General features: G+C 63.7%; 28 protein-coding genes. 26 read left to right on the top strand and 2 right to left on the bottom strand.

What is annotated here, in order from left to right; all coding sequences use genetic code 11:
• Position 1: 1 nt before the first annotated feature.
• Both NMG10_RS05295 and NMG10_RS05290 read right to left on the bottom strand, forming a co-directional pair.
• A complete protein-coding gene (locus NMG10_RS05295; protein WP_232856812.1) occupies positions 2 to 940 on the bottom strand; it encodes a glycosyltransferase family 2 protein in 939 nt (312 codons plus the stop codon).
• 39 nt (positions 941 to 979) lie between these two features.
• Positions 980 to 2,311 (bottom strand): hypothetical protein, encoded by a 1,332-nt coding sequence (locus NMG10_RS05290; RefSeq protein ID WP_254463915.1) that lies wholly within the window; start codon positions 2,309 to 2,311, stop codon positions 980 to 982.
• Positions 2,312 to 2,475: 164 nt separating this feature from the next.
• Here NMG10_RS05290 and NMG10_RS05285 point away from each other — a divergent pair, with 164 nt between their 5' ends.
• The 26 genes from NMG10_RS05285 (at position 2,476) to recX (ending at position 22,865) form a co-directional block, all read left to right on the top strand.
• A complete protein-coding gene (locus NMG10_RS05285) occupies positions 2,476 to 3,222 on the top strand; it encodes an XRE family transcriptional regulator (RefSeq protein ID WP_232856815.1) in 747 nt (248 codons plus the stop codon).
• A 462-nt stretch (positions 3,223 to 3,684) separates the two neighbouring features.
• Positions 3,685 to 4,032 (top strand): phage holin family protein, encoded by a 348-nt coding sequence (locus tag NMG10_RS05280; protein WP_203651175.1) that lies wholly within the window; start codon positions 3,685 to 3,687, stop codon positions 4,030 to 4,032.
• 24 nt (positions 4,033 to 4,056) lie between these two features.
• Complete coding sequence (locus NMG10_RS05275; protein ID WP_203651177.1) at positions 4,057 to 4,245, top strand: Com family DNA-binding transcriptional regulator; 189 nt, start codon at positions 4,057 to 4,059, stop codon at positions 4,243 to 4,245.
• Between the two features lie 10 nt (positions 4,246 to 4,255).
• The gene (locus tag NMG10_RS05270) at positions 4,256 to 5,086 is read left to right on the top strand and encodes a putidacin L1 family lectin-like bacteriocin (RefSeq protein WP_203651179.1); all 831 of its coding nucleotides are present in this window, start codon (positions 4,256 to 4,258) and stop codon (positions 5,084 to 5,086) included.
• Positions 5,087 to 5,148: 62 nt separating this feature from the next.
• Positions 5,149 to 5,646 (top strand): hypothetical protein, encoded by a 498-nt coding sequence (locus NMG10_RS05265; protein ID WP_232856816.1) that lies wholly within the window; start codon positions 5,149 to 5,151, stop codon positions 5,644 to 5,646.
• A complete protein-coding gene (locus NMG10_RS05260) occupies positions 5,643 to 6,203 on the top strand; it encodes a phage baseplate assembly protein V (protein WP_232856817.1) in 561 nt (186 codons plus the stop codon). The genes NMG10_RS05265 and NMG10_RS05260 overlap by 4 nt, the downstream gene beginning before the upstream one ends.
• Before the next feature lie 92 nt (positions 6,204 to 6,295).
• Positions 6,296 to 6,628: a hypothetical protein gene (locus NMG10_RS05255; RefSeq protein WP_110738424.1), complete on the top strand. Its 333-nt coding sequence runs from the start codon at positions 6,296 to 6,298 to the stop codon at positions 6,626 to 6,628.
• Between the two features lie 103 nt (positions 6,629 to 6,731).
• Positions 6,732 to 7,058 (top strand): GPW/gp25 family protein, encoded by a 327-nt coding sequence (locus NMG10_RS05250; RefSeq protein WP_232856818.1) that lies wholly within the window; start codon positions 6,732 to 6,734, stop codon positions 7,056 to 7,058.
• A complete protein-coding gene (locus NMG10_RS05245) occupies positions 7,055 to 7,936 on the top strand; it encodes a baseplate J/gp47 family protein (protein WP_232856819.1) in 882 nt (293 codons plus the stop codon). The genes NMG10_RS05250 and NMG10_RS05245 overlap by 4 nt, the downstream gene beginning before the upstream one ends.
• A 1-nt stretch (position 7,937) precedes the next feature.
• Positions 7,938 to 8,546 (top strand): phage tail protein I, encoded by a 609-nt coding sequence (locus NMG10_RS05240; protein ID WP_232856820.1) that lies wholly within the window; start codon positions 7,938 to 7,940, stop codon positions 8,544 to 8,546.
• On the top strand, positions 8,539 to 10,173 hold the full coding sequence (locus tag NMG10_RS05235) for a phage tail protein (protein WP_232856821.1): 1,635 nt from the start codon (positions 8,539 to 8,541) through the stop codon (positions 10,171 to 10,173). Before NMG10_RS05240 ends, NMG10_RS05235 begins: the two co-directional genes overlap by 8 nt.
• A gap of 8 nt (positions 10,174 to 10,181) precedes the next feature.
• Complete coding sequence (locus NMG10_RS05230; RefSeq protein ID WP_254463914.1) at positions 10,182 to 10,889, top strand: tail fiber assembly protein; 708 nt, start codon at positions 10,182 to 10,184, stop codon at positions 10,887 to 10,889.
• A gap of 102 nt (positions 10,890 to 10,991) precedes the next feature.
• A complete protein-coding gene (locus NMG10_RS05225) occupies positions 10,992 to 12,158 on the top strand; it encodes a phage tail sheath family protein (protein WP_232856823.1) in 1,167 nt (388 codons plus the stop codon).
• A 13-nt stretch (positions 12,159 to 12,171) separates the two neighbouring features.
• Positions 12,172 to 12,681, top strand: a complete 510-nt coding sequence (locus tag NMG10_RS05220) for a phage major tail tube protein (RefSeq protein WP_232856824.1) — start codon at positions 12,172 to 12,174, stop codon at positions 12,679 to 12,681.
• Between the two features lie 12 nt (positions 12,682 to 12,693).
• Complete coding sequence (locus tag NMG10_RS05215; protein WP_232856826.1) at positions 12,694 to 12,996, top strand: phage tail assembly protein; 303 nt, start codon at positions 12,694 to 12,696, stop codon at positions 12,994 to 12,996.
• 336 nt (positions 12,997 to 13,332) lie between these two features.
• On the top strand, positions 13,333 to 14,997 hold the full coding sequence (locus NMG10_RS05210; RefSeq protein WP_232856828.1) for a hypothetical protein: 1,665 nt from the start codon (positions 13,333 to 13,335) through the stop codon (positions 14,995 to 14,997).
• An 11-nt stretch (positions 14,998 to 15,008) separates the two neighbouring features.
• Positions 15,009 to 15,854 (top strand): phage tail protein, encoded by an 846-nt coding sequence (locus tag NMG10_RS05205; RefSeq protein ID WP_232856830.1) that lies wholly within the window; start codon positions 15,009 to 15,011, stop codon positions 15,852 to 15,854.
• Complete coding sequence (locus NMG10_RS05200) at positions 15,829 to 16,035, top strand: tail protein X (protein ID WP_203651200.1); 207 nt, start codon at positions 15,829 to 15,831, stop codon at positions 16,033 to 16,035. The genes NMG10_RS05205 and NMG10_RS05200 overlap by 26 nt, the downstream gene beginning before the upstream one ends.
• Positions 16,036 to 16,253: 218 nt before the next feature.
• Positions 16,254 to 17,288, top strand: a complete 1,035-nt coding sequence (locus tag NMG10_RS05195) for a phage late control D family protein (protein WP_254463913.1) — start codon at positions 16,254 to 16,256, stop codon at positions 17,286 to 17,288.
• A gap of 217 nt (positions 17,289 to 17,505) precedes the next feature.
• Positions 17,506 to 18,057, top strand: a complete 552-nt coding sequence (locus NMG10_RS05190; protein ID WP_254463912.1) for a glycoside hydrolase family 19 protein — start codon at positions 17,506 to 17,508, stop codon at positions 18,055 to 18,057.
• Positions 18,058 to 18,089: 32 nt separating this feature from the next.
• Positions 18,090 to 18,551: a lysis system i-spanin subunit Rz gene (locus tag NMG10_RS05185; RefSeq protein ID WP_254463944.1), complete on the top strand. Its 462-nt coding sequence runs from the start codon at positions 18,090 to 18,092 to the stop codon at positions 18,549 to 18,551.
• A gap of 86 nt (positions 18,552 to 18,637) precedes the next feature.
• Complete coding sequence (locus tag NMG10_RS05180) at positions 18,638 to 19,903, top strand: colicin-like pore-forming protein (RefSeq protein ID WP_232856836.1); 1,266 nt, start codon at positions 18,638 to 18,640, stop codon at positions 19,901 to 19,903.
• 212 nt (positions 19,904 to 20,115) lie between these two features.
• Positions 20,116 to 20,676, top strand: a complete 561-nt coding sequence (locus NMG10_RS05175) for a hypothetical protein (RefSeq protein WP_203651205.1) — start codon at positions 20,116 to 20,118, stop codon at positions 20,674 to 20,676.
• Between the two features lie 46 nt (positions 20,677 to 20,722).
• Entirely contained in the window at positions 20,723 to 21,205 is a 483-nt protein-coding gene (locus NMG10_RS05170; RefSeq protein ID WP_028690617.1) for a CinA family protein, read from the top strand.
• Between the two features lie 104 nt (positions 21,206 to 21,309).
• Positions 21,310 to 22,386 carry a recombinase RecA gene (recA, locus tag NMG10_RS05165; RefSeq protein ID WP_028690616.1) on the top strand — a complete coding sequence of 359 codons (1,077 nt, stop codon included), beginning with the start codon at positions 21,310 to 21,312 and terminating at the stop codon, positions 22,384 to 22,386.
• Between the two features lie 8 nt (positions 22,387 to 22,394).
• Complete coding sequence (recX, locus tag NMG10_RS05160) at positions 22,395 to 22,865, top strand: recombination regulator RecX (protein WP_028690615.1); 471 nt, start codon at positions 22,395 to 22,397, stop codon at positions 22,863 to 22,865.
• The last annotated feature ends 10 nt before the right edge of the window (positions 22,866 to 22,875 follow it).

Raw genomic sequence — 22,875 nt, 5'->3', positions numbered from 1 at the left:
CTCAGAAGGTCTTTTGTCTGACGATGTACAGCGGCCGCTTCTTGGTTTCGTCGAACGTCTTGCCGATATAGATGCCGACAACACCCTGAATGGAGATGATCACCCCGCCAATGAAGAACAGCGACACCATCAGGCTGGTCCAGCCAGGTACGACCGCACCGTGCAGTAACGTGGTGGTGAGCAGGTAGGCGCCATACAGGAAAGACAGCAATGCCATGGAAAAACCGAGCTTGACCGCTAACCGCAGAGGCTTGTCGGAATAGGCGATGATGGTTTCCATCGCCAGATCCCAGAGTTTCGAGAAGGTATAGGTGCTCTCGCCATGTGGGCGCTCGGCGTGCTCGACCGCAATACCGGTGGTGTTGAACCCCATCCAGTGGACCAGGGCACCAAAAAAGCGCAGTTGCTCACGCATCTGGCAGAGGTTGTCGACCACCTTGCGGGAGATGATCCGAAAGTTGCCACTGTCGCCATCGTAGTCAAAGTCGGCCAGGTAACTGAACATCTTGTAGAACAGCCACGACGTGAGCCGCTTGAGTGGCGCGTCACGGCGTTTGCCGCGCAGCGCTAGGACAATGTCGAAGCCTTCCTGGGCCTTGGCATAAAGGCGCGGGATTTCCTCGGGCCGATCCTGCAGATCACAGTCCATGACGACGACCCACTGACCGCGACAGCTGTCCAGGCCTGCGGTGATACCGTAGTGTTGTCCGAAATTGCGGCTTAACTGGATACCCCGGACACGGGGATCACTTGCGGCGAGCCGTTCGATGATCTCCCATGAGCGATCGCCCCCACAGTCCTCGACCAGCAGAATCTCGAAATCAAGAGAAATCGTCTCCAGCGAGGCTTTCAGGCGTCGGTACAATTCGTCGAGAGATTGCTCAGCCTTGTAGACCGGTATGACAACCGACAATAGAGGATCTGCAGTCTGTAGTGGCATCGTATTCCGTGACTTTCTTGTTGAGCGTTGAATTGACTGTTACCAGTACTGCATGTAGCCAAACAGAAGTTCTTGACGGTAATAGAACACGCCGCAAGCCGTGTGTGCGAAGAACACGCTGAGGCAGAGGCCGTACTTTATCTTATCGAACACGGTGCGGGTCAGGGACTTGCGATCACCGAGCAGGAACGCCAGCGAGAACAGGAATGCCAGGTACAGGCCGATCTGCCCGCTCCACCAGAAGTTGCCGGCATACATTCGATAGCCACTTTCGGCGAAGAAGTAGGTGAGGATCATGCCCATCAGCAGGCACAGGAACGCCAGCACGAAGGCCTTGTTCTGTGTGCTCGCCTTGGGATAGGAGAGCAGCACAAGCAGCGGGAAGGCAATCGACAGGAACAGCTTGCCAGTCAGGAAATTCGAGTAGTGGGAGAATGTTTCGAATGGCAGGAACAGCACGTGGCTTTCTTCATTGCCCGTCCCGGTGGAAAGCCCTTGGTAAAAGTAGGTGTGGAAGAACTGAAGGCTGAGCACCAGTAGGACAGGGAGGAAAAAGGCCCCGTAGATGTACGGGCGTTTCAGGGTGGAATGCAGTTGCTGGGTGATCATCAGGAACAGCACGAACGCCGGCAGGACGATCAGCAGGAAGTTCGGTTTGGAAATACCGCAGACGAAAATCGCAGCAGCAAACGCGAGGGCACTGGGCAGTGGATCTCCTGCGGGGCGGTCCACTGTCTTCAGGGCATAGCAGAACACGATCAATGACAACGGTTTGAGCAGCAGCATGGTGGGGCTGTGGTAGACCGTGATGCCGATGTAGCCGAAGTACAAGTGGTTATCGACGAAAAAGAACGCCTGCAGCGGTGTCACCAGGAGCAGGCAGACAGAGAACACAAAGGCAACGGGCAACGATGTGCGGGGCGCGAGAACACGGTAGCTGAGGATGGCCAGCAATGAAATGGCCAGGAGGATCACCACAGTTGAAGCCGCGATGTAGTCGATGGCCAGCAATTTTTTCGCAACGATGACCAGAACGTGATAAAGCGGGTGCGGAAGTATGAGCTTGCCGTGCTCTTCGATTTCGCTCGCCCATTTCAGGTGGGCGACATAGTCACCGCCAATGGCGGATAGCTTGCTGATCAGCGGTTCGAAGATGGCGACGCTGATGGCCAGCAATGCGAAGTACACCGCACCTTCGATCAAGCGACTGGATGTTGTCGTCACACGACTTTCGCTATGGGGTATCACCGGACCCTCCCTGTTTTCGTTGAGCGGTTCAATTGTCCTGGACACGGCCAGGGGCACTGGCTGCGCCTTGTTGTGATCCGGATACCTGATAGCAGGCATCCGAAACAGTCGGTTCTTGAACATGGCACTGCGCCCTGCGCGGATTATTTTCATGCGGCGCTGGCAATTGGGCCGAGGAGTATACCCGTAGCTTTACTGCGGCGTCCCGACGGCGACCGGCTGTTGCGAATCAGAAATCACTGACCTTTGCCATCCCTCGATTGCATTTTGCATATGCTCTCGCTACTATGCATTCTATGCAAAAGCGCAACGTAGCCTCCGTACTTAGAGAACTGCTCGCCCGCCACGGCCTGTCCCCCACAGAGCTGCATCGGCGCACGGGCGTGCCTCAATCCACCCTGTCGCGGATTCTCAGCGAGAAGATCGTCGATCCTTCGGACAAGCACGTCTCGAAGATCGCCGAGTACTTCGGCGTGAGCACCGACCAGTTGCGCGGCCGCGTCGAACTGGGTGAGTCCCGTGACGCGGCCCCGCTCGCCCAGGGCCACGCAGCCCTGAGCGATATCAGCCTGTGGGACGATGAAACCCCCGTCGAGGACGACGAGGTGTCCGTTCCTTTTCTTCGTGAGGTCGAGTTGGCAGCAGGATCAGGAAGATTCGTCATCGAGGAAAGCGAGAACGCTCGCTTGCGCTTCGGCAAACGCAGCCTGCGCCACAATGGCGTGCAGTTCGACAACGCCAAGTGCGTGACGGTGCGCGGCAACAGCATGCTGCCGGTGCTGCGCGATGGCGCCACGGTCGGGGTCAATACCGGTAAAAGCACCATCGGCGATATCATCGACGGTGACCTTTATGCCATCAACCACAATGGCCAGCTGCGGGTGAAACAAGTGTACCGCCTGCCTACCGGCATTCGCCTGCGCAGCTTCAACCGCGACGAGCACCCCGACGAGGACTACAGCTTCCAGCAGATGCAGGAAGAACAGATCAGCCTCCTTGGCCACGTCTTCTGGTGGGGCATGTACGCCCGTTGATCCCCAGCCCTCGATAAAAACCCGCCTCGGCGGGTTTTTTTTCGCCCTCAGAAAACCCCTACAGCCACGTCAGATCAGGCCTCCATGCATAGAAGCAAAAGCTGATGCATAAAAATTTGAATTTGTGCATTGACTGCATATGCATGAGTGCATAAAATGTATCCCAAGCCGGACGCAAACCGGTTGAGATACAGGCAGCGATGAACAGGCCTCGACTGTTCAGAGGGTTGGCAACTGGCCCGGGTGTGCAGCGTAAAGCACCACGATCAGTTATCCGGCGGGCAGGCGGCCGCGGTCGGAGTCACCAATTTGAAGCGCAACCGCACGGCGTCACCAGTCGTGGCCGGCGGTTACACCGCGCATTACTGAAAAGCCTGCAGGGCGGGCTTTTTGGAATGCCGAGTCAAGCCAATCACGATCCGCCGGCATGTCGCCGGCGGGCAACACACAGGAGGCAGGAACGTGACGAACGAGCAACAGGCGTTGCTGGAGATGCCGCTCTGGCTGGTGATCCTCCTGGCATTGCTGGGCGGGCTTTCCGGCGAGATGTGGCGCGCCGACAAGGCCGGCGCCCGCGGCTGGGGGCTGCTCAGGCGGCTGGCGCTGCGCTCCGGGGCCTGCATGGCCTGCGGGGTATCGACGGTCATGCTGCTGTACGCCAGCGGCATGTCGATCTGGAGTGCCAGTGCCTTTGGCTGCCTCACCGCCATGGCTGGCGCCGACGTGGCCATCGGTCTCTATGAGCGCTGGGCCGCGCGCCGGCTGGGGCTGGACGACCAGCCCGCAGTGGCGCGCCAGGACGAAGAATGAACGCGGTAACAAGGAAGAAAGCGGATGTTCAACGAGTTTCGCTGCGGTAAATGCAACCGCTTGCTGGCCCGCATCGGCGGGTCGGCGCTGGTCCAGATCAAGTGTTCGCGCTGCGCGACCTTGAACCACATGAAGGCCACGGGCCTCGACAACGTGCCACCGAGCGATCAGGACGGGCCGCAGAGCCCAGCTCCCCTTCAATCGATCCAGTAGGAGAAACACCATGGCAGGTCGTACCCGCATTCCTTTCAACGGCGTCGGCACTTCGGTGCTGCCCGCTTACCAGACCCTTTCGGCGGGCCAGTACCTGCTGTCGCCCAACCAGCGCTTCAAGCTGCTGCTGCAGGGCGATGGCAACCTGGTGATCCAGGACAACGGCGCCACCGTCTGGGTCGCCAATGAACAGCAACCCTTCAGTTCGAGCATTCCCCTGCGCAACAAGAAAGCCCCGCTGGCCTTCTACGTGCAGTACGGCGCATTCCTCGACGACTACTCGCGGCGCCGGGTGTGGCTGACCAACAACAGCACCTTCACCAGCAACGACCAGTGGAACCGCACGCACCTGGTGCTGCAGGACGACGGCAATATCGTGCTGGTCGACTCCCTGGCGTTGTGGAACGGCACGCCGGCCGTCCCGCTGGTGCCTGGCGCCGTCGACTCGCTGCTGCTGGCGCCTGGCTCCGAGCTGGTACAGGGCATGGTATACGGCGCGGGCGCCAGCAAGCTGGTGTTCCAGGGCGACGGCAATCTCGTGGCCTATGGCCCGAACGGCGCGGCCACCTGGAACGCCGGTACCCAAGGCAAGGGCGCCGTGCGCGCAGTGTTCCAGGGCGACGGCAACCTGGTGGTCTACGGTGCCGGCAACGCGGTGCTGTGGCATTCGCACACCGGCGGCCATGCCAGCGCGGTGCTGCGCCTGCAGGCCAACGGCAGCATCGCCATCCTCGACGAGAAACCGGTGTGGGCGCGCTTCGGCTTCCAGCCGACCTATCGCCATATCCGCAAGATCAACCCTGACCAGAAGCCAATCGACATCTGGACCTGGCACTTCTGAGCCGGGCGCCGGGCCTTCGCGGGCCCGGCCTTCGCCGAACCGAGCGTTCAAGGAGCACAAGCATGAGCGAACTGGCCCAGTTGTACGCGGCCGTCACCTCCACCCTGCGGGCGGCGTTGCCGGCCTTCGCCACGGTCGCCACGGAGGGCGACGACATTACCGAGCCGGCCCTGCCCGCCTTGGTGCATGGCGTGTTGCGCATGCGTGGCGACGAGGCGCTGCGTGACGGTCGCTCATTGCTGATGACGACCTTCGAAGCCCGCGTCACCGCCCAGGGCACCCCCGCGCAGGCACGGACGCAGGCCGGCGTGCTGGCGGCGCAGCTGATCGATGTGCTGCGCCAGCAGTCCTGGGGCCTCGATTACGTCGAGGGCGCACGGGACATCCTCGCCGAAGCCGAGGGCAGCACCTGGCGGGTGCAATGGGAACAACCGGTCCTGCTGGGGAATGCCCACTGGCCTTGGCCCGACCAGCCGCCGGGCAGCCTGATGCTGGGCTTCGCCCCGGACACCGGGCTCGGCAACCAGGACAAGTACCTGTCACCGGAGGACCTGGCATGAGCTACGCCAGCGCCATGCACGATCGCATGCTGGCCAGCCTGGTGATCCCCTGCCGGGTGGTGGCGGTGGACCTGGCCACGGCCCGGGTGCGGGTGTCCGACGGCGGTGGCTGGACCAGTGCTTGGGTGCGCTGGCATGCCCAGGCTGCCGGCAAGGCCCGCCACTGGCGAGTGCCGAGCCTGGACGAGCAGGGCGTGCTGATCAGCCCCAGCGGCGAACCGGCCCTGGGCACCTTCGTCCCGGGGTTGTACGGCAATGCCGGGACGGCGCCGGACAACCGCGACCATATCGAAGTCTGGCGCTTCGACGACGGCGGCTCGCTGACCTACGACTGGCAGGCCAAACGCTATGACATCCAGCTGCCCAGCGGCCAGGCCACGGTCAAGGTCGGCGCCAGCACCCTGGTGGTCAGCGACAACGCCATCACCCTCGACGCTGCGTCGATCACCCTGACCGGCACGGTCGCCATCAACGGTCCGCTGACGGTCAGCGGCGACATCAACGGCGGTGGCCGGATCATCGACACGGCCGGCAACACCGCCAACCACAAGCACTGAACAATGGCCTGGAGCCCAGCAAGATCGCCATTGAGCGACATGAACGCGGTGAGTGCCGCGCCCCCTCATTTCGACTCAAAAGGTAAAGCAACATGGAAGCAGTAAAAGTCGGCAAGCATTTCTTCAACGCCCACCCAACCGCCGTCAGCCAGGTCTTCAGTGCCGCGGACAACAAGGATGGCGTGTACCTGCGCACCGCCACCCTGTGCACCGGCGGCGGCATCCTCAACCTGTACACCGGCCCGAAGGCGCCGGCCTACATCGGCGACATGAGCGTCCACGCCATCATGGGCGGGATCAACGGCGGCATCGACTCGCAGTACACCCTGCCTTATCCGCTGTTCATCCCGGCGGGTTACGGCCTGTGGACCGTCGCCAACAACGCCACGGCGGCCATCGCCCTGACCTACGACTTCGTCTCCTGAAGCGGCTGCCCGGCTTGTCCGGGCAACCCATTCCTTTCTTCCAGGTGATAACCATGCGCTATCCGAACAGGCTATCTGGAGCCTCAATCCCAGGAGGTGCCCCATGATCGGCATGGACCGCCGCACCGGCCAGCCCCTGTCGGGCGTGGCCCACCTGCGTCAATCCATCGAAGACATCCTCACCACGCCGCTTGGCAGCCGGCGCATGCGCCCGGAGTACGGCAGTCAGCTGCGCCGCTACGTCGACCTGCCGGTCAACGAAGGCTGGAAAAGTGCGGTGCAGGCGGAAGTGGCCCGCGCCCTCGGGCGCTGGGAACCGCGCCTGAAGCTGGACCGGGTCAAGGTCGTGGCCGTGCTCGACGGCCAGGTCAGCCTGGCCTTGAGTGGCCGCTACCTGGGTGACGACGCGCTGGTGGAGGTGACTGTATGAGCCAGGTCGATCTGTCGAAACTGCCCGTCCCGCAACTGCTCGAAGACCTCGACTTCGAGGCACTGTACCTGGAGGACCTGGCCAGCTTCCGCGCCCAGATGGGCGACAGCTGGACCGCCAAACTGGAAAGCGACCCGGTGATCAAGCTGCTGGAGGTCGGTGCCTACCGCAAACTGCTCAACCGGGCGCGGGTCAACGATGCGGCCAAGTCTTTGCTGTTGGCCTACGCCCAGGAAGGCGACCTCGACCAGCTGGCGGCCAACGTCAGCCTGCAACGCCTGGTGATCCGGGCCGCGAACCCGAACACGATCCCGCCGATCGAGCTGCTCCTCGAGTCCGACGACGCGCTACGCGAAAGGGTGCAGCTGGTGTACGAAGGGCTGACCACGGCTGGCCCGCGCAACAGTTACATCCTCCATGCTCGCAACGCCTCGGGACGGGTCGCTGACGCGACCGCCGAGAGCCCGTCGCCAGCGGTGGTAGACGTCACGGTACTGAGCCTGGATGGTAATGGTAGGGCCGGCGCGCCACTGCTGGCGCAAGTCGCCAGCTACCTTAACGACGACGATATCCGCCCGGTTGCCGACCGGGTCAACGTGCGCAGTGCCGAGATCCTGCCCTACCGCGTAGAGGCGGTGCTGCACATGGCTGACAGTGGCCCGGAGTACGAAACGATACTCGGTGAATGCCGACGGCGCCTGGAGGCATGGGTCAACCCACGGCGACGATTGGGTGTCGAGGTAGCCCGCTCCGGTGTCGACGCACAGTTGCACATCGAGGGCGTGAGCCGGGTCGAGCTGGTGGATTGGACCGACATCCGCCCCACCAAGGCACAGGCAGCCTGGTGCACCGGCATCGACCTCAAGCGCGGGGGCTGACATGGACACGCTCTTGCCGCTCAATCGCACGCCGCTGGAACGCGCCCTGGAGGCGGCTGCCGACGAAGACCTCAAGGTCGGCCTGCGCACCCTCTACAACCCCGATACCTGCCCGGCGCACCTGTTGTACCAACTGGCCTGGGCCTGGTCGGTGGATCGCTGGGACGACCGCTGGAGCGAGTCGATCAAGCGCTCGGTGATCCGTTCGGCGTTCTTCGTCCACGCCCACAAAGGCACCCTCGGCGCCCTCCGGCGGGTGGTCGAACCGTTCGGCTACCTGATCGAAGTCGAGGAGTGGTGGCAGACACAGCCTGTCGGGGTGCCAGGCACATTCGCCCTGAAACTCGGGGTGACCGACGCCGGCATCAGCGAAGAAACCTACAACGAACTGTCGTCGCAGATCGACGATGCCCGACCGGTCAGCCGCCACCTGACCGGCCTGGTGATCAGCCTCGAAAGCCGTGGCGCCTTCTACCTTGGCTGCGCGCTGCAGGACGGCGATGAACTCGACGTCTACCCGCCAGCACCCCCTGACGTCATCGTCAGCGGTGCGATCGGGCGCGGTGGCCGGGAACACACAATCGATACCTTGGACATTGCACATGGTTGACCAGAATTCACAGTTCTACGCCATCCTCACCAAAGTGGGCGCGGCGAAGCAGGCCAATGCGGATGCCTTGGGCATTCCGTGGAAAATTACCCAGATGGGGGTGGGCGACGCCAATGGCCTCGACCCCACCCCCAATGCCACCCAGACCAGCCTGATCAACGAATGGCGTCGCGCACCGCTGAACCAGCTCAAGGTGGACGACAAGGACAGTTCGGTGATCGTCGCCGAGCAAGTCATCCCTGCGGAAGTGGGAGGCCGCTGGATCCGTGAAGTCGCGCTGTACGACGCCGACGGCGACATGGTTGCCGTGGCCAACTGCGCGCCCACCTACAAGCCGTTGCTCAACCAGGGTTCGGGCCGCACCCAGGTGGTGCGCCTGAACCTGATCGTCAGCAGCGCCAGCCTGGTACAGCTGAAGATCGACCCTGCGGTTGTCCTCGCTACCCGTGAATGGGTTACCGAGGAACTGGCCAGGCAAGACTTCAAACATTCGGTGCAGGCAGCCACCACCGGTCCCATCACCTTGAATGGGTTGCAGACCATCGACGGCGTCGCGCTGCTGGCGGGTGCCCGTGTACTGGTGAAAAACCAGGCGGCAGCCAAGGACAACGGCTTGTACCAGGTCGGCGCAAGTGCCTGGGTTCGCTGCAGTGATGCCGATACCGATGCCAAGGTCACACCTGGCTTGCTGGTGCTGGTGGAGAAAGGCACGGTCAATGGTGACAGCGGCTGGCAGCTGGTCACCGATGCAACGATCACATTGGGCGTGACGGCCCTGGCGTTCGAGATGGCGTTTGGCCGCACGGGTGTGTCCGAGGGTACGTATCGGAGCGTGCAGGTCGACAAGTACGGTCGCGTCGTTGCGGCGAGCAATCCGACCACCGTGGCGGGTTACGGTATCACCGACGCCTACACCAAGAGTGAAGTCTTCACCCGGGCGGAAACCTCCAATGCCGTGGCGCAGGCGGTTGCAGCCCTGGTTGGTTCGGCCCCGGCCGCACTGGACCAGCTCAACGAACTGGCGGCCGCGATCGGCAACGATCCGAACTTCGCCGCCACGATGGTCAACGAGCTGTCGAAGAAGGCCACCATCGAACAGGTGAATGCCATCGCAGGCCTGACCGCCGGCCATGTCGCCCACTTCGCGATGAGCGTGCCACCAGCGGGTTGGCTGAAGCGTAACGGCGCAGCGGTTTCGCGCGTGACCTATGCGCGCTTGTTCGCGGTCATCGGTACCCAGTTTGGCGCTGGCGATGGCTCGACGACGTTCAACCTGCCCGATGACCGTGGTTACTTCGACCGCGGCTGGTCGGATGGACGCAACGTCGACCCTGGCCGGGCATTGTTCTCGGATCAGGGCAGCCAGAACCTCGAACACGCCCACTCCGGGGCCACCTCGGCCGCGGGTGCCCACTCGCACGTGACGCTGCTGGTGAGGGAGCGGATCAATGCGGCAATGGTCACCAGCGGCGGTAACGCCGTGCTCGGTGACGAGATGGGCGATGGCGTGAACTCGGCCTATACCGACACGGCGCCGGCCCATGCCCACAGCTTCGTCACCAGCGTCAGCGGCGGCAATGAATCCAGGCCATTCAACCGGGCCTATCTGGCCTGTATCAAATTTTGAGAGTGCCCATGACCGATCAAATCATTCAAGGCGCCGTGGCGGCGGTGCAGTCCTACCTGGCCGCCACTACCACCTGGTGGCAACAGGCCGGTGTCGTTGCGCCGCTGGTGTGCAACGTCGACCCTGCCAGCGGTGAGTTTCTTGGGGCCTGCGCGGCCGATCCCAGCCCGCTCGAACCTGGAGTCTGGCTGATCCCGGCCCACAGCTATCGCATCCAACCGCCTGAGTTGAAGACGGGCTTCGCCGCCATCGCTACCCAGGATGGCAAGCACTGGGACCAGGTGGTCGATCATCGAGGCGCGACGGTGTATCGCACCGCCGATGGTGAGGCGCAGGTCTGGACCATGCTGGGCGAACTGCCTGGAGATTTCACGCTGCAAGCGCCGACCTCGGACTTCGATACCTGGAACGGCAGCGCCTGGGTTGTCAACCAGTTGGCCAGGGGCAAGGCGCTGCGCCAATCGGGCGCCCACAAGCAGGCACTGCTGGTCCGATACGCCACGCTGCGCATCTCGAGCCTGCAGGACGCCGTTGCCCTGGAAATGGCCACAGATGCCGAAGTAACGGCGCTGACGGCCTGGAAGCGCTACCGGATCGAACTGAACCGGTTGGATCTCTCGGCCGCGGCGCCCACCGCCGATAGTTGGCCGGCGAGCCCTGACGAGGCGGCGGCTGCCGACTGGCTGACCAGCCAAGGCTTCGAAGAAGTCGCCTGAACCTGAGCGCCCGCGACGCCGGGCGTTTTCCCAAACCGATCTACCCCTTCCAGGCCCTGCACCCGCAGGGCCTTTTCACACCTGAACCTGGAGCAAACCTACATGAGTGGATTCTTCCACGGCGTCACCGTGACCAATGTCGACACGGGTGCCCGCAACATCGCGTTGCCTTCGTCCTCGATCATCGGCCTGGTCGATACCTTCACCGAAGGCCCGGGCGTCACTGCAAAGGCCAACGACCTGGTACTGATCACCAGTGAGCGCGAAGCAGTGGCTGCGTTCGGTGGCAATGCCGCCATCACCAAGGCCTGCCGCGCCGTCTTCGCTCGCGCCAAGGCAGTTATCGTCGCCTGTGGCGTGGCCAAGGTCGATGACACTGCCGAACAGATCTCGGCGATTATCGGTACCGTCGGGATCAACGGCAAGCGTACCGGCCTGCAAGCGTTGCTCGACGGCAAAAGTCGATTCAATGCCCAACCGCGCCTGCTGATCGTTCCGGGCCACAGCTCGGTCAACACCATTGCCACCGCCCTGGTGGGCCTGGCCGACAAACTGCGTGGCATCGCCATCCTGGATGGCCCCAACACCACCGAAGAGCAAGTGCTTGCCTACGCCAAGCAGTTCGGCGCCAAGCGGGCCTTCATGGTCGACCCCGGCGTGCGCTACTGGGACAACGAGGCCCTGGCTACCGTCGATGCCCCCGCGTCGGCCTGGGTCGCCGGCCTGTTCGCCTACACCGACCGCGAGTACGGCTTCTGGGCTTCGCCTTCGAACAAGGAATTTGTCGGCATCACCGGCACCACCCGCGCCGTGGAATTCCTCGACGGCGATGACACCTGCCGCGCCAACCTGCTGAACAACGCCAACATCGCCACCATCATCCGCGACGACGGCTTCCGCCTGTGGGGCAACCGCACCCTGTCGAGCGACCCGAAATGGGCCTTCGTCACCCGCGTGCGGACCATGGACATCGTCATGGACGCGATCCTCTACGGCCACAAGTGGGCCGTCGACCGCTCCATCACCGCCACCTATGTCAAGGACGTCACCGAGGGCCTGCAGGCCTTCATGCGCGACCTGAAGAACCAGGGCGCGATCATCAACTTCGAAGTCTTCGCCGACCCGGAGCTGAACACCGCCAGCCACCTCGAGCAGGGCAAGGTGTACTGGAACATCCGCTTCACCGACGTCCCGCCTGCCGAAAACCCCAATTTCCGCGTCGAAGTCACCAACCAGTGGCTGACCGAAGTCCTCGATTCCGTCGCTTAAGGAGCGCATCTACATGGCAATGATTCCCGAAACCCTGGCCAACCTGAACCTGTTCGTCGATGGCGTCAGCTTCCAGGGCGATGTACCCAACCTGACCCTGCCCAAGCTCACGCTGAAGATGGAAGAGCACCGCCCCGGCGGCATGGACATGCCGGTCGAGATGGACCAGGGCATGGAAAAACAGGAAGCCGCCTTCACCACCACCGGCGTACGCCGCGAGTCGCTGAAGTTCTTCGGTCTGGCCGACGGCACCGCTTTCAACGGCACCTTCCGCGGCGCCTTCAAGGGCCTGAAGGGCAAGATCAACCCAGTCATCGTCACCCTGCGCGGTTCGCTGAAAGAGATCGACATGGGTGACTGGAAGTCCGGCGACAAGGCCGAGATCAAGCACAGCATCGCCGTCACCTACTACAAGCTCGAAGTCGATGGCCGCCTGGTCTACGAAATCGACGCCCTGGGCATGAAACGGGTGATCGACGGTGTCGACCAACTGGCCGCGCAGCGCGCCGCACTGGGTCTTTAAGGAGAACGCTCGATGGCTCAAACGAAGAAACTGCCGCAATGGCTGACCGTCGACGCCGAGCGCGTGAACGTGCGCCTGTCGCGCCCCAGCGAGGCGAACGGCGTGCAGGTCGACAGCCTGTCGCTTCGCGCACCGACCGTGCGTGACATTCGCAACGCACAGGCCGGTGGCGTGGCTGACGACGAGCAGCGCGAACTGAACTTGTTCGCCTCACTCGCCGAGGTTGGCGTCAAGGACCTCGAGGGCCTGGCCCTGAAGGACTACAGCCGCCTGCAGACGGGCTACTTTCGCCTGGTGCAGGACGACGAGGTTTGACCCTGCCCGGCAGAAGGCCGCCGCCAGGCGGCTGGCCAAGGAGCTGAACTTTTCTGCCAGCGAGATCATGGCCATGTCGTTCAGCGATATGGTCTGGTGGCTGGCGGACTGAAGGGGGAGACACGGATGGCGAACAGATCAACGACAGCGCTGGGCGCAGTCGGTGCCACCGTTCCGGAACTTGCGGGGCCGTTGGAGGGGCTGCGTGGCCGCACGGTACCCATGGGGGCGCTGGGGGGGACCCAGCGGCCTGCCGATGTCGGCGGCGGGGGAAATACTGCCCCGTCCCCGCAAGGGGCGATGGCACTACGGGACAAGGATACGCAGGCCGAGTCCTTGAAAGTACAGCAACAGCAGGTCGGGCTGCTTCAGCAGCACAAGGTACTCCTGGAGCGCTCCCTGGGCGGCAGGCCGGCCCAGTCGGGGCCTGAGTTGCTGCCTCAGGTCGGCCAGGCAGCGCGCGATGTCGCTTCGTCGCTCCTGATCGCGGGCGGTGGTTACCTGGCGGCGAAGGGAATCGCCCAGGGTAGCGCTCCTGGCCGTCCGGGTACCCTGTACCTACCGGCCTTGGTCATTGGCAGCACCGATGGCGCGCCAGGCAGCGAGGATTACCCGCTTGGCGCGGATGCGATGCCGGCCCCGCTGCCTCGCAGCGATGGGCCAGGGCGTTGGGCGCAGGCGCTGCAGGCCGGGAAGTCGGCTACCGGCATGGCCGGGCTGGATGCATTGACGAAGCTTGTCTTTACGGCAACCACGGCTTCCACTGCGCAGCAGAGGGGAGAGGGGGTGGGTGCCGCCGCCGGTGGTTTCTTGGGGGCCGTATCGGGGGCCATGTTGGGCGCAGGCCTCAAACTGGGCGCCCCAGCGGCCTCGATGATGCTCGGCTTTGCCGGCGACAAGGTCGGTGGAGTGCTAGGCAAGGGGCTGATGGCCAGGTCCGACAGTGCTTCTGTGGCGGGCGTTGGCAACGGGCAATCGACGCCGTCAGCAGACGCTGCCCCGCCATCGGCATCGAGTACATTATGGGGCACCTTGGCCAGCGCCCTGGGAATAGGCGCGGGGGCTGCCGCCTACAAGCATCGTGGCCGTTTACGCCGTGCCGGACGTGGGGTTGGGCTGGACGAACCTTATCCGCTAGGGGCGGATGCCGGACCGTCACCCTCCGGCCTCAATCCTTCACCTGGGCGTTGGGCCAGACTGACGGAGGCTTTCAAGGCGGCTGGCAAACTGCCTTGGCTCGAGGCCGGGGTAAAGGGGGCTTACACCTATGCCACGGCCAAGACGCCCGAGGAGAAGGGGGCGGGTTATGGTGGTGCGATTGGCGGAGCAGTGGGCACAGTGCTGGGAGGGATGTTTCTCAGTGGTGTTGTTGGTCCGCCAGTTGCGATGCTGATCGGCAACATGGTTGGCGACAAGGTCGGTGGCGTGATCGGGGGATGGGCTGGAAAAACATTCTTTAGCGCCTCTGACGAGCCTCCCAAGAGTCCCCGTCCAGCAATCTCCCTGAGCGATCCGCGGCAGATCACGCTCGTACCGAAGGGAGAGGTGCTCGATGGGCAGGTCGGCACACGGATGGCCAGGCAGCTACTGTCGCCATCGCAGGTGGCGCTTTCCAAGCCTCGGGCGGCAGTCGATGCGCGCGCCGCTGGTGGTGTCGAGGTACCGCTGGCGATTGGGCCTGGAGCGCCGATCGGTGCGCCTGTGGGCAAGTATTTCTCCGAGCGTGCCGCCGAGTTCAAACCGCAGGAAACGAGCGTACCTGTTGGGCCGCTGGCGTTGCCCGACGCCGGGCCGCGTCCGGCGCAGAGCCAAGGCTTGGCCACGCAGCCCGTCAGCCAGCAGCTCACGTTCACCGCGAACATGCCTATCACCGTGCAGGGTAGCGTGGACTCGCCCAACCAGCTCACCCAGCAACTCGAAGAGGCGGTCCGACGTGTCATGCAGGACCTGCAGAGGCAGGCCTACAACGCACAGCTGGCCGATCATCCCAACCCATTCTGACAGGAGGATCCATGACCTATATGGAGCAGCTGCAAGCCACGCTGCACGCCCTGGTCAAGGCAGGAGAAGCAGGGCGTCGGCATGCCGACGCCATGCTTGATCCGATGAACGACGCGATCGGCCATGTACAGGGTGCGGTCGTCGTGCTGGAGGGGCTGCCAGTGGTCGGCCCGTTCATCGCCGCCAAGCTCCAGCGCACGATGCGCGCGATCACCAATGCCCAGGCTCGGGTCGCCAAGGTAGCGGCCAGGTATGAGCAGACACTGGCCGTGGTACGCCAGGTACGCGATCGCATCGATACCTTCGCCGGGCATATCGCCAAGGCCGGCACCGCCGTAAAACGGTTGGTAAAGACGTTACCCTCGGCCGTCAACGGCGTGTTGTCGACACTGGGCTTCGCGCCCGAGGTGACGCCCGCCGCCGAAGCGATAAAACCGTTCCCGCACCTGCTGGTGCTGCAACCGCTCAAGGCGGGCGCGGCGCCGTACTACTTCAACCTCGACACCGCCGCCTTCGACCAATTGCGTCGGCAGACGCGTTTTCGCTGGGCCGGGCAGGAACGCCTGAGCCGCGAGAGCGCCCAGCAGGCGGTCAGCCTGGGCGAGGAGAGCATCAACATCCGTGGCGCGATCTTCCCCGGGTTCAAGGGCGGCCTCGGCCAGTTGCAGACGCTGCGCAGCATCGGTCGCCAGCTGCTGCCGCTGTCGTTGACCACCGGCTACGGCGAGGTGCTCGGCACCTGGTGCCTGACCAGCATCGAGGAAGAGCAGAGCGTCCTGCTGGCCGGCGGCATTCCGCGCAAACAAGGGTTTTCACTGGAGTTCGTGAGCTATGGCCAAGACCTGCACAACGTCTGAGGGCGACCTGCTCGATACCCTCTGCCAGCACTACTACGGCCATCTTTCCGGCACGGTCGAGGCCGTGCTGGATGCCAACCAGGGCCTGGCGGACGAGGCGCAGCCGTTTCGCGCCGGGGTGAGGATACTGTTGCCGGAACTGCCGATGACGACCAGCACCAGCCTGCAGCTGTGGGATTGACCACTCGCCCCCGCTCCCACGCCCATCCCTTTCAAGGTCTTTGGGCGTTAGGGCTTTAGACCGGATGAGGGCCTCCAGATGTCCGCCGCAAACCTTGCAGCGCCTATAAGATCGAGCGCCGCGCGGGCGGCGCTCGGTCTCAAGAGCGCTGCAACTCTGTCGTCGAACACCTTGAAAGGCCTGTCTCCTCGCTACATCAACACTGCGGAGCTCCAACCATGCAACCTCAATTTCGCATCATCGCGGACGGCCATGACATCACCACGCTGCTTAACGACCGCCTGTTGCTGTTACGCACCACTGATAAGCCAGGTCTGGAATCCGACGAGTTCGAACTGCGCCTCGATGCCCGCGACGGTGCCCTGGCCTTGCCAGCCAGGGGCGCAGTGCTCGAGGTGCACCTGGGTTACACCGGGCAGCCGCTGAACCGCCTGGGCCGCTACACCGTGGACGAGGTCGAGCTGTCCGGCCCGCCGGACACCCTGGAGATTCGCGGCAAGGCCAGTGACCTGCGCGGCAGCGGCAAGACCATTCGCAGTGGCAGTTGGGAGAACGCTACGCTGCAGCGCATCGTCGCCGAGATCGGTGCCCGCAATGGCTGGCAGGCCGTGTGCCCGTTGGCTGTGCAAGTGCCGCGGGTCGACCAGTACAGCGAGTCGGACTTCAACTTCATCACTCGCCTGGCGCGCCAGCACGACTGCACCGCCAAGCTCGCCAACGGCCAGTTGCTGGTGCTACCGCGCCAGGGTGGCCAGAGCGCCAGCGGCAAGCCTCTTGATGTGGTGGGCATTGCCCGCAGCGAGGTCAGCCAGTGGCAGTTTCGCCTGGCTGACAAGAGCACCCACAAGGCCGTCAGGACCCGCCACCAGGACAGCGCCAGCGGGCACCTGCAAGCGGTGGAACTGGACAATGGCGATGCGCCGGACGGCCTGCAGCCGGTCTACACCGACCGCCACCTGTACCCCAACCGCGTGGCGGCGGAACAGGCCGCCCGCGCCCGCCTGGCCAGCTTCAACCGTGACACCGCCAGCGTGCGCCTGGACATGCCCGGGCGCACCGACCTGTTCGCCGAGCGCAGCATCGATGTTCAGGGTTTCCTGGCTGGGCTTGATGGGGACTACTTGATCGAATCGGTCGAGCAGGTGTTCACCAGCAGCGGCTGGCGCACCACCGTGCAGTGCAATGGCGGTCGCCAGGGCAAGGCCAAGGCCAAGGGTTCCGCGCCTCGGCGGACGGGTTCGCTCAAGGCCTGAGACAGGGCGGTGAGGGTTTCCCGATGCCTGCCGGCGGCGGCGCTCCCTATAGTCGCTGTCAGCCGGCCGCATCACCCTGTTTCCGAGCTCCAGATCAGGTGCGGCGGTCGCCACACCGTGACCCCTGTGAAAGCCACGCGCTTCGAGCCATCGCCCATGAGCGAGCCACAGGCGGCACCGGCCGCCTTTCGATCAGACCGCAATGGAGAATGCACCGATGCCGCTCACTGAACAGCAACTCAAACAGATCTACCCGCTCGCCGGCCAACGCATCGCCGCCTTCCTGCCGGCGCTGAACACGGCCATGGCCAACTGGGAGATCGACCACCCCAAGCGCATTGCCGCATTCCTGGCCCAGGTCGGCCATGAGTCCGGCCAGTTGCGCTACGTCAAGGAGCTGGGCAGCGACCGCTACCTGGCCCGCTACGACACCGGCAGCCTGGCCCTGCGCCTGGGCAACACGCCTGAAGCCGACGGTGATGGCCAGCGCTATTGCGGCCGTGGCCTGATCCAGGTGACCGGGCGCAACAACTACCAGGCCTGCAGCCGTGCGCTGTTCGGCGACGAACGCCTGCTGGCGCAACCGCAGATGCTCGAGCAGCCACGCTGGGCCTGCGAATCGGCAGCCTGGTTCTGGCACTCGCGCGGGCTCAACGCCCTGGCCGACCAGGGTGAGTTCAACCGCATCACCCGGCATATCAACGGCGGCCTGAACGGCTTGTCGGAGCGCCTCGAACTGTGGGCGCGGGCGCGGGAGGTGCTGTGCTGAGCCGCCTGCAACTGGCGCTGTGCCTCGGGCTGATGGCGTTGTCCGCGGTGCTGGCCTGGCAGCTGCAAGGCTGGCGCCTCGGGCGTCAGCTGGCCGAGCAGGAGCAGGCGCTGGTGCAGCAGCGCCTGGACCAGGCCGAGGCGCTGTACGGCCTGCTGCTCGCCGAACGCGATCAGCGCCAAGGCCTCGAACAACGCCTGCACGACAGTGAAACGAAGCATTTCCAGGAGCTGACCGATGCCCAACAGACTCAGGCTCGCCTGCGTGACCGCCTTGCTACTGCCGATCTGCGCCTGTCGGTCCTGGTCGAGCGCGACCCCACCTGTGCCCCAGTGCCTGCCGCCGCCGGCACCGGCGGCGTGGATCATGGCCCCGTACGCGCCCGACTTGACCCGGCGCATGCTCGACGAATTGTCGCCATCACCGACGACGGCGACCGTGGACTGATCGCCTTGCGGGCGTGCCAGGCCTATGTGCGTGCGCTGTCGCGCTGATCTGTATTTCTTATCTTTTGTCCATGGCCGGCCTCACTTTCGTGGGGCCGGCCATTTTTCAAGCAAGCCAATTCAAGGAGTAGAGAATGGGCGAAAAGAACATCATCGTGGACCGTGGCATTCCCCCTTCGGGTTCCTCAGGTGGAGGGGGACGCGGTGGAAGTTCAACGGGAGGCATCACTATCCCTTTGGGTGTCAATGGTGAACCCTCCCACCATGCACTCAACGTTGCCGCGCTGATGAACGGCGCAGTACTGGAAGCGGTGCTGGAGGGGCAGGGTTGGCCAAGCCCGGATGCCTACTATGACCTGGGCGTCGATATGTGGGGCATGTTGCCCTATCAGATCTTCGAGATGCGTAATGAACTGAGTGACAGCTACCTCAGAAAGGAGCGTAACCTGCCGGCCAGTCTCAATGCCGAGTTGGCTGCGGCTGAAGCCGCCGCAGGTAGCACTGCGGCGCTGCCGGACTCGAAGAAAGCCGAGCGCTCCATTGGGATCATCAAGTCGATGATGGCCACCCGCGACCAGCAGATCGCATTCAATCGCGGGCGACTGGCCACGGAGCAGGGCGGTCGTTTCGATGACCGCGATATCAAGGAACTGATCGACGAATTGCGCAAGCTGGACGATTACGACGTGCCGGCGGCATTGGATGTCGAGCTTTCCCTCTATACGGCAGCCCTGGCCTTGTATGTCGATCTGAAGGCTCAGGAGCAGTTGCGCGAAAAGCTCGATGCCCTGGAGAAGGCGCGCCGCGATGCGCTGGAGAAAGAGTCCTACAAGGACGCGGCCACCTACGCCAGTGACACTGGCAAGGAAATCGCCAATCGCTTTGGCAACCAGGTGGCGCAGGCCGCCAACGACATGCAGAAGGGCATCGCGGGCAAGCGCATAGGCAGCTACCAGGAGGCCTTGAAGGCCTTCGAAAAGCTGTCGCAAAACCCCGGCTTGCGGCTGAACGCCAAGGACTCGGCGGCGGTTGCCCAGGCACTTGAGGCGCTGGACAAGGCCACGCTTGGCGATAACATGCTGCGTTTGGGCAAGGCCTTCGGTGTGACCGGTGGCGTCATTCAGGCTGCCGGGCTGGTTGACTCGGCAGTGAGCGGTTTCAAGACCGGTGACTGGAAACCCTTTCTTCTGGAACTGGAAAGCGCTGTCGTCGGCAAGGTGGCGGGCAGTCTGGCGGGCGCCATGGCTGGCATCGCCCTGGGCTTGCTGGTTTCCGCCCCCGCTGCCGCAGTAGCGGGAACCGTTGTGGCGGCCGTCTTCATCGGGGCTGCCAGCGCATACTTCGATACCGAGAAGGTCGACCAGATCAATCAGTGGGTCATGGGCGCAGTAGCACCCTGATACCCTTGCACCGGGAGCGCACAACGTTGCTCTCGGTGCTTAGGCTCTGTACGAAATGTATCTGCACTCGCCCATACTGCGTTGAAACGGGGCTCGGAATGCTCATGTACTCCAGTACACTCCGCTTCCTCCCCCGTTTCGCCTTGTCTGGCCTTCGCGCAGACACATTTCGTACAGACCCTAGCAACCTGTCTGTGCAAGGAGTTGTGACGTTGAACGCGAAGCACACGGCCAGTCACTGGCCGTTGTATCTGATCACGGTCTCGAGCCTGGTGCCGGTGTTCCTGCTGGCCTGTTGGGTGCCGACGCTGAGTCAGGAACAAGCCTTGGTCCTGGATCGCCTGCTTGACCAGCATCTGCTGGGGCAGGTGGGTGTCTGGTCGTCCAATTTTGCGCTGATGTCCAAGGCGGTCGCCAACTATGTCGCGATCGCCGCGCCGTTGTGTTCAATCGGCCTGGCGCTGCTGGTATGCCGCCATCATCTACGTCCCTTGGAGCAACTGCCGGTGCTGTCATTGCGCCGCCAGTTGTTTTTCCATGTCGGTTGGGTGGTGGTGGTTGGGGTGCTACTTGCCCAGAACTACTTCGGTTACACAGATTTCGCCCACCATCGTGCGAAGTTTCGCTGGGTGGGCAATCACCCAGGTTTGTATCCCTTTTTTGCCAGCATGATGTTGCTTGCGCTCGAATTCGCGTTCGTCTTCAGCTATGTCGTGCTGGTGCATTACCCATTGCTGCGCCTGGCCCGTCGGCGCAAGGCGAGGCAGGACTGAGCCTGGCTTGAGTGGTAGGGTATGGCGGTCGCAACGAGGAGCCGCCATGGACCCGATCACCGTACTTTCCACTCGCCTGGGCGAACACCTGCGGCGCTTCAACGCCCAGGTGAGCACCGCTGAATCCTGCACCGGCGGCGGCATCGCCGAGGCCATCACCCGTATCCCCGGCAGCTCGGCCTGGTTCGAGGCAGGATACGTCACCTATTCCAATGCCCAGAAAACCCGCCAGTTGGGCGTCCCCGAGGCGTTGTTCGCCCAGGTGGGGGCGGTCAGCCAGGAAGTGGTCGAGGCCATGGTGCGGGGCGCCCAGGCCGCCAGCGGAGCGCGCTTCGCGGTGGCGGTCAGCGGCGTGGCCGGGCCAGACGGCGGTTCACCGGCCAAGCCGGTGGGCACGGTATGGCTGGCCTGGGCCGACGGAACCCACGTGAGCAGCGAGCGCCGGCACTTCGACGGCGACCGCGAAGCGGTGCGCCGACAGACGGTGATCGCCGCGTTAGACGGCTTGTTACAGCTTGGCGCGGAGTAAATCGCCCGACGGGGGTTTGCGGAAACGAATCGCTGTGGAATAATACTGGCTACTTATACAGTTATTCCGGCCGTCAGGGCCAAGTCGAACACGTGAGGATTTCAATGGACGACAACAAGAAGCGCGCCTTGGCTGCGGCCCTGGGTCAAATCGAACGCCAATTCGGCAAGGGCGCGGTCATGCGCATGGGCGACCACGAGCGCCAGGCCATCCCCGCCATCTCCACCGGCTCCCTCGGCCTGGACATCGCCCTGGGCATCGGCGGCCTGCCGAAAGGCCGTATCGTCGAGATCTACGGCCCGGAGTCCTCGGGTAAAACCACGCTGACCTTGTCGGTCATCGCCGAAGCCCAGAAGAACGGCGCCACCTGCGCCTTCGTCGACGCCGAGCACGCCCTCGACCCTGAATACGCCGGCAAGCTGGGCGTCAACGTCGACGACCTGCTGGTCTCGCAGCCGGACACCGGCGAGCAGGCCCTGGAAATCACCGATATGCTGGTGCGCTCCAACGCCGTTGACGTGATCATCGTCGACTCCGTGGCCGCCCTGGTCCCCAAGGCCGAGATCGAAGGCGAGATGGGCGACATGCACGTCGGCCTGCAGGCTCGCCTGATGTCCCAGGCACTGCGCAAGATCACCGGTAACATCAAGAACGCCAACTGCCTGGTCATCTTCATCAACCAGATCCGCATGAAGATCGGCGTAATGTTCGGTAGCCCGGAAACCACCACCGGTGGTAACGCCCTGAAGTTCTACGCCTCGGTGCGCCTGGACATCCGCCGTACCGGCGCGGTCAAGGAAGGCGACGAAGTGGTCGGCAGCGAAACCCGCGTCAAGATCGTCAAGAACAAGGTTTCGCCACCGTTCCGTCAGGCTGAGTTCCAGATCCTCTACGGCAAGGGTATCTACCGCAACGGCGAAATCATCGACCTGGGTGTGTCCCAAGGCCTGGTGGAAAAATCCGGTGCCTGGTACAGCTACCAGGGCAACAAGATCGGTCAGGGCAAGGCCAACGCCGCCAAGTACCTGCAAGAGAACCCGGCCATTGGCAGCGAGATCGAGAAGCAGATTCGCGACAAGCTGCTGACCGCTGGTGCTGCCGCCGCTGCAGCAGCGGCCGCCAAGGCTGGTGCAGCCGAAGCCGATGCCGACGACCTGGCTGACGCCGACGCCGGTTATTGATTGGCCCCATGTCCGTCGTACTCGACACCCCCGTCGCCGTTCGGCGGACAGCCATGGACCTGCTCGCACGCCGCGAGCATGGTCGCGTCGAGCTGACGCGCAAGCTGCGTCAGCGTGGCGCACCGGACGAGCTGATCGAGCCTGCGCTCGATCGGCTGGCCGAAGAAGGGCTGCTCAGTGAAGCCCGCTATCTGGAAAGCTTCATTCGCTACCGGTCCAGTGCCGGCTACGGCCCCGCGCGAATTCGCGAGGAGCTTGGCCAGCGTGGTTTGAACCGTGGCGATATCGACCAGGCCCTGCGCGACAGCGAAGTGGACTGGGCGACGCAACTGCGCGATGTCTGGCAGCGCAAGTTCGCCGGGCAACGCCCGCAAGACCCACGCAGCCGGGCGCAGCAGACGCGTTTTCTCGCCTACCGTGGTTTCCCCATGGACATGATCGGCCGGCTGCTCAGCGGTCGCGACCTGGATGACTATTGATGCCCTGTAC

This window comes from Pseudomonas sp. DVZ6 (assembly GCF_024259445.1).
In the GTDB taxonomy this organism is placed as follows: domain Bacteria; phylum Pseudomonadota; class Gammaproteobacteria; order Pseudomonadales; family Pseudomonadaceae; genus Aquipseudomonas; species Aquipseudomonas peradeniyensis.
The sequence above is the reverse complement of the archived record's forward strand: the minus strand, read 5'-3'. Positions and strand labels throughout refer to the sequence as shown.

What these genes read in the sequence shown, in the direction of transcription:
- NMG10_RS05225 (WP_232856823.1), top strand. Translation starts at nt 10,992, where the DNA reads ATGAGTGGATTCTTCCACGGCGTCACCGTGACCAATGTCGACACGGGT.
- NMG10_RS05255 (WP_110738424.1), top strand. Translation starts at nt 6,296, where the DNA reads ATGGAAGCAGTAAAAGTCGGCAAGCATTTCTTCAACGCCCACCCAACC.
- NMG10_RS05240 (WP_232856820.1), top strand. Translation starts at nt 7,938, where the DNA reads ATGGACACGCTCTTGCCGCTCAATCGCACGCCGCTGGAACGCGCCCTG.
- NMG10_RS05295 (WP_232856812.1), bottom strand. Translation starts at nt 940, where the DNA reads ATGCCACTACAGACTGCAGATCCTCTATTGTCGGTTGTCATACCGGTC.
- NMG10_RS05230 (WP_254463914.1), top strand. Translation starts at nt 10,182, where the DNA reads ATGACCGATCAAATCATTCAAGGCGCCGTGGCGGCGGTGCAGTCCTAC.
- NMG10_RS05290 (WP_254463915.1), bottom strand. Translation starts at nt 2,311, where the DNA reads ATGTTCAAGAACCGACTGTTTCGGATGCCTGCTATCAGGTATCCGGAT.
- NMG10_RS05270 (WP_203651179.1), top strand. Translation starts at nt 4,256, where the DNA reads ATGGCAGGTCGTACCCGCATTCCTTTCAACGGCGTCGGCACTTCGGTG.
- NMG10_RS05285 (WP_232856815.1), top strand. Translation starts at nt 2,476, where the DNA reads ATGCATTCTATGCAAAAGCGCAACGTAGCCTCCGTACTTAGAGAACTG.
- NMG10_RS05215 (WP_232856826.1), top strand. Translation starts at nt 12,694, where the DNA reads ATGGCTCAAACGAAGAAACTGCCGCAATGGCTGACCGTCGACGCCGAG.
- NMG10_RS05200 (WP_203651200.1), top strand. Translation starts at nt 15,829, where the DNA reads ATGGCCAAGACCTGCACAACGTCTGAGGGCGACCTGCTCGATACCCTC.
- NMG10_RS05275 (WP_203651177.1), top strand. Translation starts at nt 4,057, where the DNA reads ATGTTCAACGAGTTTCGCTGCGGTAAATGCAACCGCTTGCTGGCCCGC.
- NMG10_RS05260 (WP_232856817.1), top strand. Translation starts at nt 5,643, where the DNA reads ATGAGCTACGCCAGCGCCATGCACGATCGCATGCTGGCCAGCCTGGTG.
- NMG10_RS05185 (WP_254463944.1), top strand. Translation starts at nt 18,090, where the DNA reads ATGGCGTTGTCCGCGGTGCTGGCCTGGCAGCTGCAAGGCTGGCGCCTC.
- recX (WP_028690615.1), top strand. Translation starts at nt 22,395, where the DNA reads ATGTCCGTCGTACTCGACACCCCCGTCGCCGTTCGGCGGACAGCCATG.
- NMG10_RS05245 (WP_232856819.1), top strand. Translation starts at nt 7,055, where the DNA reads ATGAGCCAGGTCGATCTGTCGAAACTGCCCGTCCCGCAACTGCTCGAA.
- NMG10_RS05195 (WP_254463913.1), top strand. Translation starts at nt 16,254, where the DNA reads ATGCAACCTCAATTTCGCATCATCGCGGACGGCCATGACATCACCACG.
- NMG10_RS05180 (WP_232856836.1), top strand. Translation starts at nt 18,638, where the DNA reads ATGGGCGAAAAGAACATCATCGTGGACCGTGGCATTCCCCCTTCGGGT.
- NMG10_RS05220 (WP_232856824.1), top strand. Translation starts at nt 12,172, where the DNA reads ATGGCAATGATTCCCGAAACCCTGGCCAACCTGAACCTGTTCGTCGAT.
- NMG10_RS05250 (WP_232856818.1), top strand. Translation starts at nt 6,732, where the DNA reads ATGATCGGCATGGACCGCCGCACCGGCCAGCCCCTGTCGGGCGTGGCC.
- recA (WP_028690616.1), top strand. Translation starts at nt 21,310, where the DNA reads ATGGACGACAACAAGAAGCGCGCCTTGGCTGCGGCCCTGGGTCAAATC.
- NMG10_RS05170 (WP_028690617.1), top strand. Translation starts at nt 20,723, where the DNA reads ATGGACCCGATCACCGTACTTTCCACTCGCCTGGGCGAACACCTGCGG.
- NMG10_RS05205 (WP_232856830.1), top strand. Translation starts at nt 15,009, where the DNA reads ATGACCTATATGGAGCAGCTGCAAGCCACGCTGCACGCCCTGGTCAAG.
- NMG10_RS05235 (WP_232856821.1), top strand. Translation starts at nt 8,539, where the DNA reads ATGGTTGACCAGAATTCACAGTTCTACGCCATCCTCACCAAAGTGGGC.
- NMG10_RS05190 (WP_254463912.1), top strand. Translation starts at nt 17,506, where the DNA reads ATGCCGCTCACTGAACAGCAACTCAAACAGATCTACCCGCTCGCCGGC.
- NMG10_RS05265 (WP_232856816.1), top strand. Translation starts at nt 5,149, where the DNA reads ATGAGCGAACTGGCCCAGTTGTACGCGGCCGTCACCTCCACCCTGCGG.